Below are 22,236 nucleotides of genomic sequence, written 5' to 3' on the forward strand. Positions count from 1 at the left end.
GCCATTACAAAAATAACAAAACATTCCATTCAACAGCGGATTTTCCGCAGGAAAATCCGGAAGTAGCCATTGAAGCAAACCGCTGTTATCTCTATAATAATTCTGCAAGTACCCTTTTGCACTTAAAGTACTGTATTTATTGACTTTATAAAAAATACTAAAGCAAATTTAAGCATAAAAAAGCATAAAAATACTTGATTTGTTGTACCAATTGTTGTACCTTAGTACTCCGTTGCACTAGAATGAAACACTAGTAAAATCAATACTTTCACTCGTTTGCACCGCTTTACAAATATAGTACAACATTTCTAATATTCTATTTTTATGGCATCTATTAAATTAATACTACGCACCAACCAGAAAGATCAAACAGGTAAAAGCCCTTTGTACATTAGAATTATAAAAGATAGAAAAACGAAATTTATCACTGCCGGACTCAAGCTTAAAGAAAGTGATTGGGATGAAGCAAAGCAGAGAGTTAAGAAAAGCTATCCTAATAGCGCGCGAATGAATGCTGCACTTGCTCAAAAAATTGCCGATGCTGAAGGACAAGTTGCCGACATGGAACGAAAAGTAAAAACCGTTTCCATTAAAAAACTAAAAGAAGCCATAAAAGGAAAAGAAGTGCCTAACTTCTTCGACTACTCACGTAAACATTGTGAACGAATCAAAAACAACGTATCTATTTCAACTTATAAAAATTACCATGCCTATTTAGATAAGTTCGAAAAATGGGTAGGAACGAAGGAGGTTTATTTTGATGACATTACAGTTTCATTATTAATGGACTATATGAGTTATCTAAGCAACGAACTAAAAAACGGAAATACAACACAACGTTATTCGATTATGATTTTGGCAATTATGTTCAAAGAGGCTATCAAAGAAGATTTAATTCCGGAATACATGTATCCGTTTAGTAAGTTGAAATTAAAGAAAGACCCAAGCAGAAGACAGTTTTTAAAGAAAGAGCAATTCGAAGCGATTATCAATTATAAACTAGATGAAAAATCAAAAGCGAGTGTATATCGCGATATGTTTATCTTTTCAATTTTCGCAGGAGGATTACGATTCAGTGATGTATTAGAATTTCAAGTAAAACACTTCAATGAAGAAGAAAGAAGAATACATAAAGTAATTCGCAAAACAGGAAGAATGCATCAGTTTAAAATAGGTCAGTTAGCATTGAACATCATCAACAAGTACAAAAAGGAAGATGCAGAACAAGACGACTTTATATTCCCTGTAATCACAAATAAAGAGCTGTATTTAAAGAATGATGAATACCGTTATACTTTTATAGAAAGTGCCAATAAAGCGGCTAATTTTCAATTACAGCGCATTGCAAAGAAATTAGAAATTCCAGTAAAAGTAACATTTCACATAAGCCGCCACACTTTTGCAACAAATGCTTTAAATAACGGAATGAGAATTGAGCACGTTTCAAAACTAATGGACCACCGCGATATCAGCACAACCCAGGTATATGCCAAAATCATTTCAGAAGAATTAGACAAAGCGGTTGACAACTACATCTACTAAAACAGAACGAGAGTAATTACTTCAAAAAATTACTCTCGTTTTCTTTTTCGAAGGTAAATTTTGCTCTTTTATACTCTCGAAATCCAAAACCCTAGCAAATACAAGCCTTCGCAATTTTGTTAAAAACTTGTACGAAAAACAACGCAAACTGGTACTTTATTTGTTCTAATTTTAGGCATCCAAAAAAATCTTATTTACACAAAATCAAGCCTTAATTTACTTGAAGTATAGTCGAACTTTGAGCTAAAAGCTGATGTGAATAAACTGGTTTTTACATGGACTAACCAAATAATTACGAATGAACAAATTTAACACCGGCAAAAAACGTGAACTTAAAAGGGCAAAACATCAAAAAATCATTGTTCTCAGAATGGAGAACCATCGACACAGCACAAAGTGCAGCTTCTATTTTTGACATTACTCACGACCAGGAACCCACACTGGAAAACTATTGTATTGCTTTACTCGAAAAAGTATTTACAATCCCACAATCCCAACTACCCGAATTCATAAACTACCAACTCCAACTTGCCCAAGACGGAAACACCTGGTTAAACAAGTTTGAAAAATTATTAGCCAACAATGAAGAACTATTCTTTAGCCAAAAAGCATTGAGTAGATTCAACAAATTGTACAATATCATCGAGAAAAAACGAACAGAGCTGCAATCTTCGAGCGTAAAAGAAACTAAGCAAGCAACTCCAAAAAGGTTAATCAATGCCGAATCGGAAGATCGTTATTTTTCATTTTTTGAAATCAAACAACAGGTTGAAAAAATGGAATCGTTCAATGAACAAATCTTGTTTTTAAACGAAGAAATTTTCGAATACCGACAAGCTGACATAATTTCAATAAACAGTAAACTACATTCTTATGACCAACAATGTGTTCAGCTGATTGAAAAATTACAAACGCTTCGCAAAATGCGTTCGGAAATTGAGAAGGAAAAAGAACTAGAACTGGAGAAAAAACTAACCACTAAAAAACTGAAATTCAACGGAAATCTAAACCAATTAGTAGATATTTTCTACCAACTAAGTCGTGAACTATTTGTTGATGGAAAATCATTTATTGATGCTTCCAATGGCGAAATAGTAAATATGATCGTCAATAACTTTATCGACAAAGACAACAACGAAATAAGTCCCCAAACGGTCGAAACCATCCTCAAACCATCTCGAGGCGATAAACGACCAAAGACCCACAAACGAATAGACCTCGACAATTTCCTCTAATAAATAATAGTCCCTTGGGACCCGTTTGGGACTAAGGGACTTGTTTTTACTTCACAATTTTGCTCCATAAACTTTTAAAAACTACGAAAATGGAAGCAATTATTTTAACAAAAGACCAGTACAACGACTTAATGGCAAAATTAGACGCAATTCAAAGCCAACTAAACACCAAGCCAGACCCAAAGAAAGAAACCTTCTTAGACAATCAAGAGTTCATCATGCTCATGAAAATCTCCAAACGCACAGCACAAACCTGGAGAGATGAAGGTAAAATCTCATTCAGTCAAGTAGGTAGCAAAATTTACTACAAACTTTCTGATGTTGAAAAACTACTACAAGAACACTACAACAAATCATTCAAAGGGAAATAGTATGAAACAGTGCAACGGAACCTGTGAAGTTTGTGACTGTAAAACAGGAACAACCACTAAGACTTTTCACTAATCACTTTTCACTAATCACTCAAACATGATAACAATCTTCAAAAACTTCAACGAAGTAATAGAACACAAAACAATTCCCGAAATCCTGCACGAAATCAAAACAGGTAAGTACAGACCAGGGATAACCTATTTGCGTAAATCATTAGCAGAAAACAAACTAGAAGCCTATGAAAAAGCCAAAAAATCATTACCTGCATTCACTCCTTCAGGAAAATTTGTTGGTGGAAGAAAAATGGAATTTCTAGAAGCATACTCCAATTTCATTATCCTAGACATCGATAAATTAAGTCAAAACGATTTACAAAACGCAAAGCACAAAGCCAATCAATCCGAATACACCTATGCAAGTTTCATAAGTCCATCAGGTAATGGATTAAAAATTTTAGTAAAAGTAAACACAACAAAAGAAGACCACAAAGAAACCTTTTTGGCCATTCAAAAATACTATGAAACCCTATTAAACCATGAAATAGACAAATCCGGAAAAGACATAACCCGACTATGTTTCTACTCATTCGATGATAACCTTTATCAAAACGAAGCTGCTATCGTCTTTGCGAGTGAAACGAAGCAATCCAGTCACACTGAGCCTGTCGAAGTGACACAACTGCCAACCGCGACTGTGACTGCGACTAACAGCGAAGCTGTTTATAATCACTGCGTCCGCTTCACCGAAAAAAAAGTGCAATACGCGACAGGTAGCCGAAACGTATTTGTACACCAACTCGCGTGCAACCTAAACCGAAAAGGCATTTCATTAAACGAAGCACTAAGCTTCATACTAACAGACTTTGGCTATGACGAAAAAGAAGTAACACAAACCGTTCACAGCGCCTACGGAAACATTCACGAATTTGGTAAAGATGAAAACTTTGAAAAGAACAGAAACACTAAAAACAACACAAAAAAATCAGACAATCAAAACTTGTCACCTCGAGCGGAGTCGAGAGGCGACTTCTATGAGGACGACGACGAAGACAAACCAAAACCAACACAAATCGACCGATTAGAACTATTCCTATCAACAAGATATGTATTTCGGCATAACATGGTTTCTGGTAAGTTAGAGTTTCAGTATTTCGGTAAAAAGAAATGGCATGTAATGAACGATTTCATTGAAAACTCAATGCTTCGTGAATGTTTAAAAGGAAGAATCAAAACAAACCTTTCTTCTTTGCGAAACCTATTGTATTCCGATTTCTGTGAATTATACAATCCGTTCGAAGATTACTTTTACAATCTACCATCGTATGATGAAAAAACAGATTATATTTTAGAATTGGCAAACACGATAACCACTACAAAACAAGAACTTTGGCAAGAGTGTTTTAAAAAATGGATTGTAGCAATGGTAGGTTGTGTATTGGATGACAAAGTAATCAATCACACGGTAATTGTATTCAGTGGAAAACAAGGATTAGGAAAAACCACTTGGGTAGAAAAACTAGTACCTAGAAAGTTAAAAGAGTATCTATTCTCTGGAACCATAAACCCAAACAACAAAGACACTTTAGTGCAGCTTTCAGAATGTATGTTAATCAACCTGGACGAATTAGAAAACCTAAACCGTTCCGAAATTGGAAGCTTAAAAGAAATCATCACAAAGACACAAATCAGAATGAGAAAAGCCTACGGACACAACAACGAAACCATGCCAAGACGCGCATCATTTGCCGGAAGTGTCAACACAGCGCAATTCTTAAACGACAGTACAGGAAGCAGAAGATTTCTTTGTTTTGAGGTAGAAAACATCCAATACCAACACGAAATCAATATTGACAATGTATTATCACAAGCCTTGTATTTATTTAAAACAGGATTCAGACATTGGTTCGACCAAGAAGAAATCAAAAACATCACCGAAAACAACGAACAATACCAACTACGAAGCCCAGAAGAAGAATTGCTTTTAACTTGGTTTGAACCTTGCGATAGAGAAAATGCTACACATTATTTAAACGCCTCACAAATAGCAGCTAAACTAGCCGAAAGAGCAAAAATCACTATTAACGACGGAACAATAAACAAAATCGGAAAAGCTTTAAAAAAACACAATTTCACAAGACTAATGCGAAAAGGAAGTCCAGTCTACGCAGTAAAAGAATTCACCTACGAAGAAGTAGATCAAACCAACCGACAATCCGAAATATGAACACAAAAAAATCAAAAGTGGTAAACGCAAGTTGCCACTTTTCTTTCTGCAAACTGACCACCGAAAACTGAATACTAAAAAGAGGGTGTAAGGGGTGTAACCAAATTTCCACACAAACATTTTGAGTTTTTTTACTTTTCAAATTTTCTAGCAACATCGGCACAATCAAAAGCAAATCAATAAACTTCAAAGTGTAGTTTGCACCAAATTCCTCAAATAAATCCGTTTTTTTTATTTCCTAAAAAATAAAAATCTTTTACTCGGTTTTTCCCTACACCCTACACCCTGCGGTATTTTGCAGTATTTTTCATCAATTTTAACGTAAATACGGTTTTCCACATTTTTCTTTCAATACTTTTTTTGTAAGTTTACGAATTAATATTCTATACATTTCTATTCTATTCTTCAAGATGATTATTAATCAATATCAAGCCAAATATTATGCCTATGAATTAACGAAACGTTGTCCTAGTGATAGTGTTGAAAAACTTAGTGCAACATTAATGGACGCTAAAGTTGATTTAAATCCGCATCAAATTGAAGCAGCTTTATTTGCATTTAATTCTCCTCTTTCCAAGGGTGCTATTTTAGCAGATGAAGTTGGTTTAGGAAAAACAATTGAAGCTGGTATTTTATTGTCTCAGCATTGGGCTGTTGGAAAAAGAAAGTTGTTAATCATTTGTCCTTCAAGTTTAAGAAAACAATGGAATCAGGAATTGATGGATAAATTCTATTTACCGTCAATGATTTTAGAAACAAAATCATTTAATCAGTTCAAAAAAAATGATGTTTTCAATCCATTTGAACAAACTCAAATAGTCATTACATCATACAATTTTGCAAGCAATAAATCTGATTTTTTAAGTTTGGTTAACTGGGATTTAGTAATTATTGATGAAGCTCACAAATTAAGAAATGTATATCGTCCAAATAATAAAATTGGCAACAACATCAAAAATGCTTTAGAATTAAGAAAGAAAGTATTATTAACTGCTACACCTTTACAAAATTCCCTTTTAGAGTTGTTTGGTTTGGTAAGCATTATAGATGAATTTACATTTGGTGATATAAAAAGTTTTAAATCTCAATTTTCTCGACTTAACAACGAAGAAGATTTTGATGATTTAAAAGAAAGATTAAAACCAATTTGTAAAAGAAACTTAAGAAGACAAGTTCAGGAGTATATTAACTATACAAACAGAATACCCTTAACAATTAACTTTACACCCAGTAAAGATGAACAGTTGTTATACGATATGGTGTCTGAGTATCTACAAAGAGAGAGTTTATACGCTTTACCAAATAGTCAAAGACATCTAATAACGCTAATTTTAAGAAAGTTGCTTGCTTCTTCTACTCACGCTATTGCAAAAACAATTGGGTCTTTAGCAGTTAAATTAGACAACAAATTAAAGAAAATCAAAGTCAATCAATCTTTTGATGATATATTTGAAGACTACGATACTTATGAAGAGTTAGAGGAGGAATATTACGAAAACGAAGTTGTTGAAGAAGAGGAATTCTATACTGATGAAGAAATAAAAGCAATAGAAAACGAAGTTGAAGAACTATACACATTCAGAGATTTAGCTGAAAATATTGTACATAATGCTAAAGGTGAAAAGTTGAAAACAGCCTTAGAACAAGGTTTTGATAAGTTAAGAGAATTTAAAGCTAATGAAAAAGCTATAATTTTTACTGAATCACAACGAACTCAGTACTATTTAAAAGAGTTATTAGAACAATCAGAAGATTACAAAGGAAAAGTAGTTTTATTCAATGGTCAAAATAATACACCAGAAATTAACGAAATTTATCAATCTTGGATAGCGAAACATAAAGGCACGGATGTAATTAGTGGTGCTAAAAGTGCTGATACTAGAGCTGCTATTGTTGAACATTTTAGAAACGAAGCTAAAATTATGATTGCTACAGAAGCTGCTGCTGAAGGTATCAATTTACAATTTTGTTCACTTTTAATCAATTACGACTTACCTTGGAATCCTCAAAGAATTGAACAAAGAATTGGTCGTTGTCATAGATATGGCCAAAAATTTGACGTCGTTGTGGTAAACTTTGTAAATACTAACAATGCAGCTGATCAAAGAGTTTTTGAAATTCTTAATGAAAAGTTTAAATTATTTGATGGAGTATTTGGGGCAAGTGATGAAGTATTGGGTTCCATAGAAAGTGGAATTGATTTTGAAAAGAAAATTGCTGAGATATACCAATATTGTAGAACTAATGAAGAAATCAATCTAGCATTTGATAAATTAAAAGAAGAATTCAAAGAAGACATTGATGTAGAATATAAAAAAACAAGACAAAAATTACTTGAAAATTTTGATGAAGAAGTAATTGAAAAACTAAAGGTTACACTTAACGACAGTGAAATTTATTTGAACAAATACCAGCAGTGGTTATGGAAAATAACAAAATTGGCTCTAAAAGAAGTAGCTAATTTTGATGATAATAAATTTTTATTTCAATTGAATAAAAATCCCTACAATGTTCCTAGCATTAACACTGGAAGATATCAATTAAATAAAGAAGCAGAAAGTGCCTATTTTTATCGTTTAGGTCATCCTTTGGCTCAATCAATAATAAATTATTTTAAAGAAATTAATCTTGAAAATAGTACTTTAACTTTTGATTATACAGGTACAAAAACAAACATAGCCTTATTAGAAAAGTACATTGGCAAAAAAGGTAGTTTACAAATAAATCAAGTAACAGTTTCTGCTCTTGAAGAGGAAGATTACATTGTACTTTCGGGTATTTCAGAAGACACACGTTTAACAAAAGAAGAATGTGAAAGATTATTAAGCCTCCCAGTTAAAGAACAATTAACTACTTATGAAATCTATAAAGAATCAATTTTAGAAAACACTTTTGATAAAAATAAAGCAACTATCTTAAGACAAATTGAAAATAGAAATGCAACATTTTTTGATGAAGAATTAGAGAAATTAGATAAATGGTCAGATGATAAAAGAAATTCTCTGAAAGTAACTTTAAAAGAATTAGAGGAAGAAATCAAAGATCTAAAACGTATTAGTAGATTATCTCAAAGTTTACCTGAGAAATTAAGCATGCGAAAAAAACTCAAGGATAAAGAACAAAAACGCGATGAAGCTTGGCGACAATATGAAATTGAAGGGAGAAAAATCGAAGAAGAAAAAGATAAAATCATAGATATTGTTGAGGCTAAATTGCAACAAAAGATAGAGTTAAAATTACTTTTTAAAATAAACTGGGAATTAATTTAATAAAATATATTGGAATACATGAATACACAATCAAACTCAAATATAGAAAACGATGAATGGAGTGATGATGATTTATTAGATTTACAAAATGAATTTGATACAAATGAAGAATTAGAATTATCAGAAGAAGATAATAGAAAAATTATTTGGCAAGCAAAAGATTTTTCCATTCGCGAATTCCATTCAATGCATCAAGATGGTGATATTGATTTACAACCAGATTACCAACGTAAATATGTAGCAACTCCAGCTATAGCAAGTAAATTAATAGAATCTGTTTTAATGGATGTACCTATTCCAGTTGTTTATTTAGCCGAAGAACAAAATGAAACGTATAGTGTAATTGATGGTCAACAAAGACTTACAACTTTTATCTCATTTTTGAGTGGGAAATATCCCGATAGAACTGATTTTAAATTAACTGGTTTAAATGTGTTAAAGGAATTAAACAAAAAAACATTTGCTCAGTTAGACAAAGAACAACAAAACAAAATAAAGAAGACAACACTTCATACAATTATAATTAAGAAAGAATCAAACGAAGACATAAAATTTGAAATATTTGAACGTTTAAATACAGGTTCAATTAAATTAAATGAAGATGAAATCCGTAATACAGTATATCGTGGAAACTATGTAAAACTTTTAGGCGAATTAGAACAGGACCCAACATTTCATTTCCTTGTGAGTAAAGACAACTACAAGAAAAGAATGATATACAGAGGTATGATTTTAAGATTCTTTGCTTTAAGTGAAAAAACATATTTGAATTATAAACCAAGTATGAAACAATTCTGTAATAAAGAGTTAAGAGATAATAGAAACTTTTCAGCAGCTAAAGAAAAAGAATACAGAGAAAGATTTTTACATGTTATTGACTTAGTTAAAGTAGTTTTTGGTGAGACAGCTTTCAGAAGATATGTTCCAATCGATGAAAATACTGATAAAGGAGGTTGGATAAAAACACGATTAAACATGGCATTGTTTGATATCCAAATGTGTGGTTTTGTAAATTATTCAAAAAATGAAGTATTACAGCATGCAGATTACATAAGAGAAGCAATGTTAGATTTAATGTCAAATAATCAAGAATTTATTGAGTCAATATTAATTCAAACTTCTGATAAAAACGTATTAAAAAAACGCTTCAAAATTTGGTATGAAAAATTAGATGAAATCATTGGTGATAAATCGTATCAACAAAGAACTTTTCCTTATGCAATTAAAAAGAGATTATTTGAAGAAAATCCAGTATGTGCATTGAGTGGTCAACAAATTCTAGCAATCGAAGATTCAGAAGTAGATCATATTGTTCCTTTCTCAAAAGGGGGAAAAACAGAGTATGCTAATGCACAGTTAGTGTTAAGATATTTTAATAGAGCAAAGAAGAATAATACAGAATACAATGTCGGAAACAACTAAAAAATTAGACTTAAAATCAATGAATATTTCAGAAGACAAAAAGAACAAGTTAAAAGAACTTTTTCCAGAAGTGTTTTCAGAAGACAAAATTGATTTCGAAAAACTAAAACTAACTTTAGGTGAAGATATATCGGATTCTGAAGAACGATTTGGTTTGCAATGGCCAGGCAAAAAAGATTGTTTCAAAGTAATTCAAGAACCAAGTATTGGAACATTAAAACCATGTAAAGAGGAAAGTGTAAATTGGGATACTACCGAAAATATTTTTATAGAAGGTGATAACTTAGAAGTATTAAAACTACTTCAAAAATCATACTATGGTAAAATCAAAATGATTTATATAGACCCTCCGTACAACACAGGAGGTGAATTCATTTACCCTGATAGATTTCAAGAAAATTTAGATACATATTTAGCTTACACAGGTCAAGTTAATGATGAAGGCAAAAAGTTCTCCACTAATACGGAAACTTCGGGTCGTTTTCATACTAATTGGCTGAATATGATGTATCCTCGTTTATTCTTAGCTAGAAATTTATTAAAAAATGATGGTGTCATTTTTATATCAATTGATGATAATGAATATGATAATCTTAAGAAAGTTTGTGATGAAATTTATGGTGAAGAAAATTTTATTGCTGATATAATTTGGCAAAAAAAATTTTCGAGAGCTAATGATGCAGCATATTTTTCTACAATGCATGATCATATTTTGTGTTATTCCAAAATATCTAAATTTATTGATGTAGATAATTGTTGGAATATTAATTTACTTTCAAGAGGTAATGAAATACCTTCAGGTTACTCAAATCCAGATAATGATCCTAGAGGTGTTTGGACTTCAGTAGTTTTATCTGCTAAGTCTGGTTCAGAGAATTTAAAATATACAATTATTAACCCTAAAGGCAAGGAATGCATTCCTCCTGATGGAAGATTTTGGAGTGTTAATAAAAATAAATTCGATGAACTAGTTAAAGATAACAGAATTTGGTTTGGTAAAAATGGCGATGGTACACCAAGATTAAAAACTTTTTTATCTGAAGTTCAAGATGGTTTAAGGCCTAATACAATTTGGTTTCACAATGAAGTCGGACATAATCAAGAAGGTCGTCAATTATTAAAATCATTATTTGATGACAAAGCTTATTTTGATAGTCCAAAACCAATTAGATTGATAAAACATATTTTATCAATAACTTCAGATAAAAGTGATTTTATTACTCTAGACTTTTTTTCAGGTTCATGTTCAACTGCACATGGAGTTCTTGATTTAAATAAACAAGATTCAGGTAAAAGAAAATTCATTATGGTACAACTCCCAGAACCTTGTGATGAAAAAAGTGAAGCTTTCAAAGCGGGGTACAAAACTATTGCTGATATAGGAAAAGAGAGAATCAGAAGAGTTATTAATAAAATAGAAAAGGAAATAATTGATGAAGAAACAAATAATCAAGGAAAATTAGAACTAGAAGAAAGTAAACCAAAAAATAAACTAGACCTAGGTTTTAAAGTATTCAAATTAGACCGTTCAAACTTCAAAACGTGGCAAGGCGATACCGAAAATAACCAAATAGAAAACCAGTTAGAAAAAGCTTTGTTTCATATCGACAGCAATAGCTCAAAAGAAGACATCTTAACAGAAATAATTCTTAAATCTGGTTTTGAATTAACAGTAAAAATAGATTCAAAAGTTTTAGTAAACAAAGAAGTTTTTTCAATAGAAAATGATAGTCTAATAATTTGTTTAGATGATAATTTAAATGATGAAGTAATCAAAGAAATTGCTAAACTAGAACCAGCAAGAGTAGTTTGCTTAGATTCTGGTTTTAATCAAAAAGACGAATTAAAAGCAAATGCTGCTCAAATATTAAAATCATATGGTGTTGAAGACTTTAGAACAGTTTAAGTAAAAGAATAATGGAACAAATAGAAAAAGTAAACTTAAAATCACTTGAAATAACTGAGGATTTAAAAAAGCAATTAAAAGCTATCATGCCTCAAGTATTTTCAGAAGATAAAATAGATTTCGAAAAACTAAAACTAACTTTAGGTGAAGATGTATCAGATTCTGAAGAACGTTTTGGTTTACAATGGCCTGGTAAAAAAGATTGCTTTAAAGTAATACAGGAACCAAGCATTGGAACCTTAAAACCATGCAAAGAAGAAAGTGTTAATTGGGAAACAACTGAAAATATTTTCATAGAAGGTGATAATTTAGAAGTATTGAAACTACTTCAAAAATCATATTATGGTAAAATAAAAATGATTTATATAGACCCACCTTATAACACAGGGGGTGAATTCATTTATCCAGATAGATTTCAAGAAAATTTAAACACATATTTAGCATATACTGGTCAAGTGAATGAAGAAGGTATAAAATTTTCAACCAATTCAGAAACAACTGGTAGGTATCACTCAAATTGGGCTAATATGATGTATTCTAGATTATTTTTAGCAAGAAATTTATTAAAGAAAGACGGAATAATTTGTATTTCAATTGATGATAATGAAATTCATAATTTACGATCAATTTGTAATGAAATCTTTGGTGAAGAAAATTATTTGCAAGAGATAATTTGGAAAAGGCATGGTGGTGGTGGCAATGATTCTAAATATTTTGCAATAGATCACGAGTACATATTATGCTATGCTAAGAACCTAAACTATATTGATAAGTTAAGATTACCTTTAGATGATGATGATTTAAAAAAATATAAGTATAGAGATGAACATTTTAATGAATTAGGAGCTTATCAAACTAAATCATTCTTAAGGATGCGTCCCGATGATCCTAGACCAGGTTTACAATATGAAATTGATTGTCCTGATGGTACCAAGTTATTTGATGAATGGAAGTGGGAACAAAATTCTTTTTTAAAAGCTTTATCTGAAAATAAAGTATTAATTGAAAAAGATACTAAAGGAAATTGGAAAGTTGAATATAAAATATATGCTAAAGATAAAGATGGTGATGAAAAAATGAAAGTACCTAGATCAATGATAATTAATGAAGCAACTAATAGTAAAGGTAAGGCTTTATTAACAAATACACTTGGAACAGCAAATTTATTTAATAATCCAAAGCCAATAGAACTCTTAAAACATTTAATGTCTTTTGCAACTTCTGATAATGATAATGATATTATTTTAGATTTTTTTGGTGGTTCATGTTCTACTGCTCATGCTGTATTAGATTTAAATCATATTACAAATGGTAATAGAAAATTTATTATGATTCAACTACCAGAATTATGTAATGAAAAATCTGAAGCTTTTAAAAAAGGTTATAAAACAATCGCTGATATTGGTAGAGATAGAATTAAAAAAGCTTTGAATTATTATAGAAACACAATTGAATCTAAAAAACAAGAAGAAATTAATAAAATAAAATTTGAAGTTGAGTCGAACGATACAAACTTAGATTTAGGTTTTAAATCATTCAAACTAGATAAGTCAAATTTCAAAATTTGGGATGGAAATACTGAAAACATGAAATTAGAGAATGAATTAGAAAATGGTCTTTTTCACATTGATTTAAATAGTTCAAAAGAAGATATATTAACTGAATTAATTCTTAAATCTGGTTTTAAATTGTCAGTAAAAATTGATTTGTTAAAACTTGCAAATAAAGACGTGTATTCAATAGAAAACAATTCATTATTAATATGTTTAGATGATAGTTTAAATGTTGAAGTGATTAAAGAAATTGCAAAATTGGACCCAGCTAGAGTAATTGTATTAGATTCTGGTTTTAATCAAAAAGATGATTTAAAAACTAATGCTGTTCAAATTTTAAAGTCACATAATATAGAAGATTTTAGAACAGTTTAAAGAATAATGAATATGAAATTGTCAAGAAACACAATTAAATGTCAAGTACCTGTAAATAATAGTTATTTAGACATAGAATTTAATGTAGTAGATGTTGAATTAATTAAAGGGTCTGAAGAATACATTAACATATTAAATGTAGCAAAAAAATTAGCTGGATTAGTGAACTCTGGAGCTGCAAGTGATTCAGCAATAACAAGAGATGATGAATTAAAATTAAAAGATTCATTTGGAGGATTGTTGTCAGAAAAAGCTTGGCTACAATACATTAATGAAGAATTAGGAAATATAGCCTCTTTAACAGTATGTAATGATGCAAAAAATCAAATTGATATTGTTCTAAAAAAAGGAGAAACAATAGAGGTTAGATCATCTTTTATAAGAAATGGAGTAAAGTTTGGTATTTGTTCAAAATTTAATAATTTTAAAAATATTGGACCCTATAGTAATTCTATCAAACCAGGTGAAATTCAGAAAAATTTTTATTGTGGTGTTTTATTTGAAACACAAAAAAAAGATATTTTGACAAGTGAAATTATAAAATTTAGTCTTGTTGGTTCTTCAACTTGGGAAATGATTCTAAATGATGGTTTTAATACTCATTTAAATGCATGGGATGGTTTTGCAATAGAGCCAGGTAATTATCGAGTACTTGAATATATGAATACTTTGGATACCAACAAGTTTATTGAATATTTAAAATCAATTGGGTATTAAGATGAAACTAAAATTTGACCATAAACAATCATATCAGCTAGAAGCTATTAAAGCAGTAGTTGACACTTTTAAAGGGCAACCTTTGAACAAAGGAGATTTTGAAATCCAATTAGGAACCCAAGGCAAAGGTTTTTTTGCAAACCAAGTACAAAACGAATTAGGTATTGGTAATCAAATTATTATTGATGATAATTCAATTATCGATAATATCAACGAAATTCAGAAATACAATAATATTTTTCAAAAACATACACCGCAATCAAAAGGAAAAAACTTTTCGATTGAAATGGAAACAGGTACAGGTAAAACCTATGTTTACCTGCGTACAGTTTTTGAATTACAAGCAAAATATGGTTTCAAGAAATTCATTATTGTAGTACCTTCTATTGCTATTCGTGAGGGAGTATTACAATCTATTAAAACCTTAAAAGAAGATTTTCTTAATCTTTATAATCGTGTTCCTTTCAATCATTTTGTATATGATAGTAAGAGAGTAAATGAATTAAGAAACTTTGCTATTGGAAATGAACTACAATTAATGATTATTAATATCGATTCATTCAACAAAGCAACAAACAATGTAATTCACATTCCTAATGATAGAATGTCCGGTAGAGCTCCTATTGAATTTATCCAGGCAACAAATCCAATTGTTATTTTGGATGAACCTCAAAATATGGAGAGTGTTAAAGCAAAAGAGGCAATCAATAGTTTAAATCCTTTATGCACACTACGTTATTCAGCTACTCACAAAGACAAGTATAACTTATTATATAGTTTAGACCCTGTTCAAGCTTTCCAAAAAGGTTTAGTAAAGAAAATATCTGTTGCTTCGGTTTTAGGAGAAAACGACGCAAATAATGCCTTTGTAAAAGTAAATAGCATTACAAACAATAAAGGCAAAATAACTTGTAATGTATCATTTCATAAACAAACAAAAGAGGGTCCAGTTGAAGTAAAAAAAACATTAACTCAGGATAAGGATTTATTCATAGAATCAGAAGAAAGAGAAATATATCGTAATGGTTTCCAAATTACTGAAATCAATTCAAGACCAGGAATGGAATTTGTAAAATTCTCAAATGGTTTACGTTTAGGAATTGGTCAAGAAAATGGGGGTGTTAAAAAAGACATCATTAAAGAACAAATTCGAGCAACAATCAAAAATCATTTCGAAAAAGAACTTCAAGTTAAAGACCTTGGGATTAAAGTTTTATCGTTATTCTTTTTAGATAAAGTAGAAAATTATCGTATTCATACGGATACAGGTTTTGAGTTAGGTCAGTACGGTATTTGGTTTGAAGAAATTTATGCAGAAGAAGCAAAAGAATTTTATGGATTATTAGACATTCTTCCAGTAAATAAAGTTCATAATGGATACTTCTCAAAGGATAAAAAAGGGAATGAAAAAAATACAAGTGGTTCTCAAGCAGATGATGAAGACACGTATTCATTAATCATGCGCGATAAGGAGAAATTATTATCACTAGAGGAACCATTAAAATTCATTTTTTCTCACTCCGCTTTAAGAGAAGGTTGGGATAATCCAAATGTATTCCAAATTTGTACTTTAAACGATACTAAATCGGGTCTTAAAAAACGTCAAGAGATTGGACGTGGTTTACGTTTACCAGTTAATCAAAAAGGGGAAAGAATTTTTGATAAAAACATAAATAATTTAGTAGTAATAGCAAATGAAAGTTATGAAGATTTCGCAGCTTCATTACAAAAAGAATTTGAAGAAGATTGTGGTTTTGTATTTGGTAGATTGCCAATAGAGGCATTCATAGGTATTAAATATACAAAAGAGGATAAATCTCTTAAAGTTGCTGAAAAAGAATCTGAAATAATTTGGGACCATCTTAAAGATAATAAATGGATAGCTGAAGATGGTTTTATTAATAAAGAATTTAATGAAGCTGTAGAAAATTACACCATTAATTTACCTGAAGAACTTAAAGAAGTTCCATTAAAAGAGGTAATTAAAGCAGTTGAAAAATACCAATTAAATCAAATCATTGAAAACAAAAACAATCGCATAAAAGTAAAATTCAATGAAAAAGTATTATTAGACCCAGAGTTTGAAAAATTCTGGAATGCAATTAATACAAAAACAATCTATTCAGTCAAATTTAGTACCGAATATTTAATCGAAGAGGCAGTCAAGGCTATCAAGTTAATGGAGAAAATAAAAGCTCCACAAATTAGAACACAACTAGCAGATTTAGATATTCACTCAAAAGGGGTTTCAACACAATTAGTACAATTAGGTCAAGTTAAATATGCTGAACCAGCTAAAGTAGTTCCAGATATTCTTACATACATTCAAGGTAAAACAGAGTTAACCAGAAATACTATTTATCAAATTCTAATTCAATCAAAAAGATTAGACGAATTTAAAATCAATCCGCAGCAGTTTATGGATGCTGTTGTAAAAGAAATTCGTTATGTGATGAATCGTGTAATTATTGACGGTATCAAATATGAAAGATTAGAAGGAGTTCAATATGAAATGTCACAAATTAGAAGAGATTTTGACAGATTAGTAGAATATCCAAAAGACAAAGTAATTGAAGTTACCAAGGAACAATCACATAAAATATATCAAGATATGATTATGTGTGATTCAAGTATTGAGAAAAAGTTTGCTAAAGACCTAATGGAAAATAAAGATGTTAAATACTTCATCAAGTTACCAGGTTGGTTTAAAATAGATACACCAGTGGGAGGTTATAATCCCGATTGGGCAATAATGAAACAAAACGGTGATGTGGTCTACATGGTTAGAGAAACAAAATCAACAAAAGACCAATTACTTTTAAGAACAACAGAAAACGATAAAATCAAGTGTGGTCGCAAACACTTTGAAGAAATAGGTGTAGATTACGATGTAGCAACAGATATTACTAACTCTGGTATATAATTTTTAATGAATAAACATCTGAATATTTTTAGTTCCTATTCCAAAGAAGATAAAGGATACAAATTAGAAAACGATTTAACAAGAGCATTAGCAATTTGTCTTCAAGAAGATAAATTGCTTTTTCATGAAGTTTTAAAAAAAATATTTGACCAGACAAGTTTTTACAACACATTATTTGACGAATATTCAAAAGACAACAAAATAAATATTGAGATACAAAAAGAAGTAAGTTCACTAGAAAATTTTGAGCATATTTTTGCTGTTTCACTTACGAGTTCAAAAATGAATGTCGATAATTTTTTCAATAGTCAACATCATGCTAATTATGACCCAATTTGTGACCTAGTAATTACAATAAATAACATAGTAATTATAGTTGAAGTAAAAAGAGATGCAACAGACTGTTCGCATCAATTATACAATCAGATATTTAATGCGTTTAAAAGTTCAGGAATAACTAACCTAACAAAAGAACAACCAGTTACACCAGTAGATTTAAATTGGTACAAACTAATGGAAATTGTAGTTAACGTAAATAACTTTCATAAAAACACAAGCACAAGTAATAGATTTTTAAAAGATTTTATTCAATATATTCGTCAGCATAATTACAATTGGTTACCTGAAGCATCAATTTCTTCACTTAATTCTGATAACAAAAATGCAATTTACCGACGAATAAGAACAGCTGTAGAAAATGCAACTATTTATAAATTAGATAGTGATAGAATAGGCTTCAAGTTCAATAAACCTTATGCCGATGAATTAATTTTTAGGGTACATGATAATGGTGATTTAGTTGTTGCATTATATCCTGCAAACACAAAAGCACAGGGATATCACGTATTTAATAAAGGTGACAGACCAATATTCAAACAGTCTGTTATTATCGAAGGTGTAAAATATGATATTAATAAAACATACCATATAAAATTTAGTAGTTTTCAAAAATACTTTGCAGGCTTATGGTTTACTGATTCTAATTTGAATAAAGATCTTTATACAAACACAAACTTTCACAAATATACAGGGAGAAAGAAAAAAGGTAAAGATTGGGAGGAACTAGAAAACCTTTTCGATTCATCATTCAAACAAGATTACGATTGGAAAAAATACACTAATTGGGATTCTAAAGTAATTGGTTCAGGTAAAACACAATTCGACGTTTCATTTGGGTATGAACTAGTAACAATTATCCCATTTCAAGTCCTAAAACAAACTGATACTAAAAAAGAAGATATTTCTAGTTTAAGTAATTTGTTGATGGCCATTTATAATGAATATTTAAATGTTATTTAAAGATTTTAAATTATGAATACTAATTTCGATTATAATATTCTTAGAGAAGAAGTTCAAGGACTAGATGAATTTGAGGTACCAACACATGAAAAAATTAAGTGTTCAATCATTAATTTATTAAAAAAAGAAACAGAAGGTATAAATATTGGTCTATCGGGTACATGGGGTTCTGGTAAATCAACTATTATAAATCTTTTAAAAAATGATGAACAAAATAGAGATAAGTTTACATTTTTTTATTTTGATGCCTGGGCACATGAAGGTGATCCACTAAGAAGAATATTTTTAGAAAGTTTTATTAATACTTTAAAAGAAAGTACGAAAGACGAATTAATTATACAAGCTCTTGAAAAAAAGAGAAAAATAATATCAAGAGAAGAAGTCATTAAAACCATTAAAGTTGATAAAACTACAACAAAATTAGGTGTTTTTTTAAGTATAGCTACATTGGTTTTTACAATAGGTGCAGCAATTTTATCATCAATAAATTATGAAAACTTAACACTAGGCATAAAAGAATCAATTAATTATCCTTTTTTAATTGCCTCATTACTCACATTAGCTCCATTTATAGTATTAATATCTAATTACTTTATTCTTAAGAAACAAAATTTAGACCCAAAAGATTTAAAAAATTGGGCTTTTATTCATAATTCAGGTACTGAAACAATTACAGAAGAGGTTTCAGTAGAAGATGAAAGAACATCTATTGAATTTGAAAAGTTTTTTAGAGAAATTATTGAAATATTTGACAAAGAAGCTAATAAAAAAATTGTATTAATTCTTGATAATCTAGACAGAGTTGAAGCAGCTGTTTCGTTAAATTTATGGTCAACTTTACAAACATTTATTCAACATAAAAATCCAGCTACAAAAGATTATAATTCATTTAAAAATGTATACTCTATTATACCATATGACGAAGAAAGTTTAAAGCGTATATGGAATAATCATGATACAAACGAAGATAAACAGTCTAAAAAAACTTCTAATAATTCAAATTCTTTTTTTGATAAAAGCTTTCAAATAAGAATAGATGTTCCAAAACCAATTTTATCTAATTGGACTAACTATTTAGATAAAATGATTGCTAAATGTATGCCAAATTGGTCTGATAATGATAAAAGAGAAATAGTACAAGTTTTACAATTAACAAGAGAAAATGTTTTAGATAATCCTAAGCCACGAGAAATTAAAATTTATTTAAATCAAATAGCTTTTTTTAGGAACCATTTTGAAAAAGAAATTAGCACAAAAACTATATCTTTTTTTGTATATAAAAGATTTTTAAAAGGTTTATCAAATGATGAAATTACTAATTATTTAATTGACAAAGCCAAAATTCAACCAAATGAATTTAATATAATTAATGATGAATTAATAAATGAATTATCAGCAATAGTTTATGGTGTAAATAAAGAAGAAGGTAAACAAACCTTAATTGGTCAACAGATAGCTAAAGCCTTTGAGTCAGAAGATGGCAAATTATTGAAAGACATTTCAGATAATTTTAAAAATGTTTTTTGGCATGTTTTCGATAACTTAATGAATAAAATCACAACTTTAAATGATTATTTAAAATACTCAATAGTTTTAAATGTTGCTTTTAAAGAAAAAAACGAAAACCTAAAAAATATCTTTATTTTAAACTTTAGTAGATCCTTAATTTCAGATAAAAATTACAGTGATAATCTAAATAGCTTATTAAAATTAAAATATACAAATGCTGTTGATTTATTACTAAGATACAATAAGATAAAAGAAATAAATAGCCTTTGGTTAAAGTTCATTAAAATATTTCAAGAATCTGATAAGAATAATGAAATTGATATTGAAAAAGAAAATATTTTTATAGATACAGCCTATTATTTTATTCAGAATACTAAAATGGAATTCCCTCAAAAAGAATTAAATCTGAGGTTAGAAACATGGAAAAAAATTAGTACAAATCCAAAATATAATTTGATATCTAAGTGTTTTTATCCTACTGTGAAAAATTTCAATGATGTTTGTAATGAAATTAGTGCTGGTGCTATAGTAAATCAAAATACATTAGTTTCTTTAGAAAATTCGGTGAATTACAACAAATTAAATTTAGATCATTTATTAACTAAATTACAACAACATTTCTTTTGGAATAATGGTAATCAAAATGTAAACACAGTTAATTTTCAAGTTATAGAATTATTTGAAAAAGTTTTTTATAATTACAAAGATTACGAATATGCTAATTTTTTTGGCAATCCATCTTTTTATGCATATTTACACACAACTTTAAATCAAGATAATAATGTAGTAAAGAGAATTGCAGTATTTAATGCTTGTTATTTTAATTCAGGGTTAATGAATATTAGACAGTCTATAATTCAAAACAATCAAAGAGGGAATCAAACAATAAATCAAATTTTATCATTCTGGTCGAATTCAAATGTAGATAATGCTCTATTTGCATATAATATATTAAAGGAAAATAATAAACTTCAAATAATTTGGAGTTTAACGAATGACACTAACTTTAATTTGGTTTACGATGTTATCAATTTAATATTACATAATAATGAATATCAGGTTTTTAATGTCAATAATTCTTTACAAATATTAAAGCAATTAGATAAAAAGGAAAGCAGTGTTTTTGACGTTGCTTCAGTTATAAATCCATTTATTGAGAATTCAAGTTTAATTCAAGATTTAATTGATATTGAAAAATTAGATTTCAAAAATGATGATTATATATTATATCATATTTTAAAGAATAATAATTCCATTGAATTAATTAATAAAGTTAAAAATGAACTTTTAGTTACAGACAAAGAAATTTTTTTAGATTCATTAAATGTTAATGATTATCTATTTGATATTTTATTACAAATAAAGAAGAATGATAAAAAATTTACATTAAACTTTTTAAATGATGTTTTATATGAATTTATTTATGGTTCGTTATTAATAAATAATCCAGTTTATCAATTTGATGATTGGCATAAAAAGAATTGGATTGATATTATAAATTTATTTGATGAAAATAATGTTTCAAACTTTTCAGATAGAATAACTATTTTAATAAACAACGAAAAAGGGAATTTAAAAGAAGTATTTTTTGAAATAAACAAACAGTTTATTAATACTGATTTATTAATAAAAAATATTAATACTGATATAGAAATTTTTCAACTATATATTCAAGAAGCTGTTAGTGATTTTAGTAATAAATTGAACGAATTAAAATTTATAGATAACGTTCTTAAAATTGACTCTGATAAAAAGATTAAGTTTAAAAGAGGGTATAAATCAGTTATTGAAACATATATTTTGAACATTGATGCAAATACTGTTTCTAATGAAATATTGAAAATAATTGAAAATATAAAATTTCGTTTAAAAATTAAATAAGTTTAATATT

General features: G+C 29.0%; 12 protein-coding genes. All 12 read left to right on the plus strand.

From position 1 onward, the window contains the following. The first annotated feature begins 324 nt into the window (after positions 1–324). The 12 genes from LOS86_RS05480 to LOS86_RS05535 all read left to right on the plus strand — a co-directional run bounded on the left by LOS86_RS05480 (position 325) and on the right by LOS86_RS05535 (position 22,226). Positions 325–1,542: a site-specific integrase gene (locus LOS86_RS05480; protein WP_231843619.1), complete on the plus strand. Its 1,218-nt coding sequence runs from the start codon at positions 325–327 to the stop codon at positions 1,540–1,542. 326 nt (positions 1,543–1,868) lie between these two features. After that, positions 1,869–2,777, plus strand: coding sequence for a hypothetical protein (locus LOS86_RS05485; RefSeq protein WP_231843620.1), 909 nt, complete (start codon positions 1,869–1,871; stop codon positions 2,775–2,777). An 89-nt stretch (positions 2,778–2,866) separates the two neighbouring features. Next, complete coding sequence (locus tag LOS86_RS05490) at positions 2,867–3,148, plus strand: helix-turn-helix domain-containing protein (protein WP_153200096.1); 282 nt, start codon at positions 2,867–2,869, stop codon at positions 3,146–3,148. 97 nt (positions 3,149–3,245) lie between these two features. Next, a complete protein-coding gene (locus tag LOS86_RS05495) occupies positions 3,246–5,372 on the plus strand; it encodes a virulence-associated E family protein (protein WP_231843621.1) in 2,127 nt (708 codons plus the stop codon). A gap of 410 nt (positions 5,373–5,782) precedes the next feature. Continuing rightward, entirely contained in the window at positions 5,783–8,641 is a 2,859-nt protein-coding gene (locus LOS86_RS05500) for an SNF2-related protein (RefSeq protein WP_231843622.1), read from the plus strand. Between the two features lie 18 nt (positions 8,642–8,659). Then, on the plus strand, positions 8,660–10,063 hold the full coding sequence (locus tag LOS86_RS05505; protein ID WP_231843623.1) for a GmrSD restriction endonuclease domain-containing protein: 1,404 nt from the start codon (positions 8,660–8,662) through the stop codon (positions 10,061–10,063). Continuing rightward, the gene (locus LOS86_RS05510) at positions 10,047–11,969 is read left to right on the plus strand and encodes a site-specific DNA-methyltransferase (protein WP_231843624.1); all 1,923 of its coding nucleotides are present in this window, start codon (positions 10,047–10,049) and stop codon (positions 11,967–11,969) included. Before LOS86_RS05505 ends, LOS86_RS05510 begins: the two co-directional genes overlap by 17 nt. 11 nt (positions 11,970–11,980) lie before the next feature. Further along, positions 11,981–13,897, plus strand: a complete 1,917-nt coding sequence (locus LOS86_RS05515) for a site-specific DNA-methyltransferase (RefSeq protein WP_231843625.1) — start codon at positions 11,981–11,983, stop codon at positions 13,895–13,897. Positions 13,898–13,909: 12 nt separating this feature from the next. Next, on the plus strand, positions 13,910–14,614 hold the full coding sequence (locus LOS86_RS05520) for a hypothetical protein (protein ID WP_231843626.1): 705 nt from the start codon (positions 13,910–13,912) through the stop codon (positions 14,612–14,614). A 1-nt stretch (position 14,615) separates the two neighbouring features. Continuing rightward, positions 14,616–17,537 (plus strand): restriction endonuclease, encoded by a 2,922-nt coding sequence (locus tag LOS86_RS05525; RefSeq protein WP_231843627.1) that lies wholly within the window; start codon positions 14,616–14,618, stop codon positions 17,535–17,537. A 6-nt stretch (positions 17,538–17,543) separates the two neighbouring features. Further along, positions 17,544–18,836: a hypothetical protein gene (locus LOS86_RS05530; protein WP_231843628.1), complete on the plus strand. Its 1,293-nt coding sequence runs from the start codon at positions 17,544–17,546 to the stop codon at positions 18,834–18,836. 12 nt (positions 18,837–18,848) lie between these two features. Further along, the gene (locus LOS86_RS05535; protein ID WP_231843629.1) at positions 18,849–22,226 is read left to right on the plus strand and encodes a P-loop NTPase fold protein; all 3,378 of its coding nucleotides are present in this window, start codon (positions 18,849–18,851) and stop codon (positions 22,224–22,226) included. The last annotated feature ends 10 nt before the right edge of the window (positions 22,227–22,236 follow it).

Origin of the sequence: Flavobacterium cyclinae, from assembly GCF_021172145.1 — a bacterium.
GTDB lineage: Bacteria > Bacteroidota > Bacteroidia > Flavobacteriales > Flavobacteriaceae > Flavobacterium > Flavobacterium cyclinae.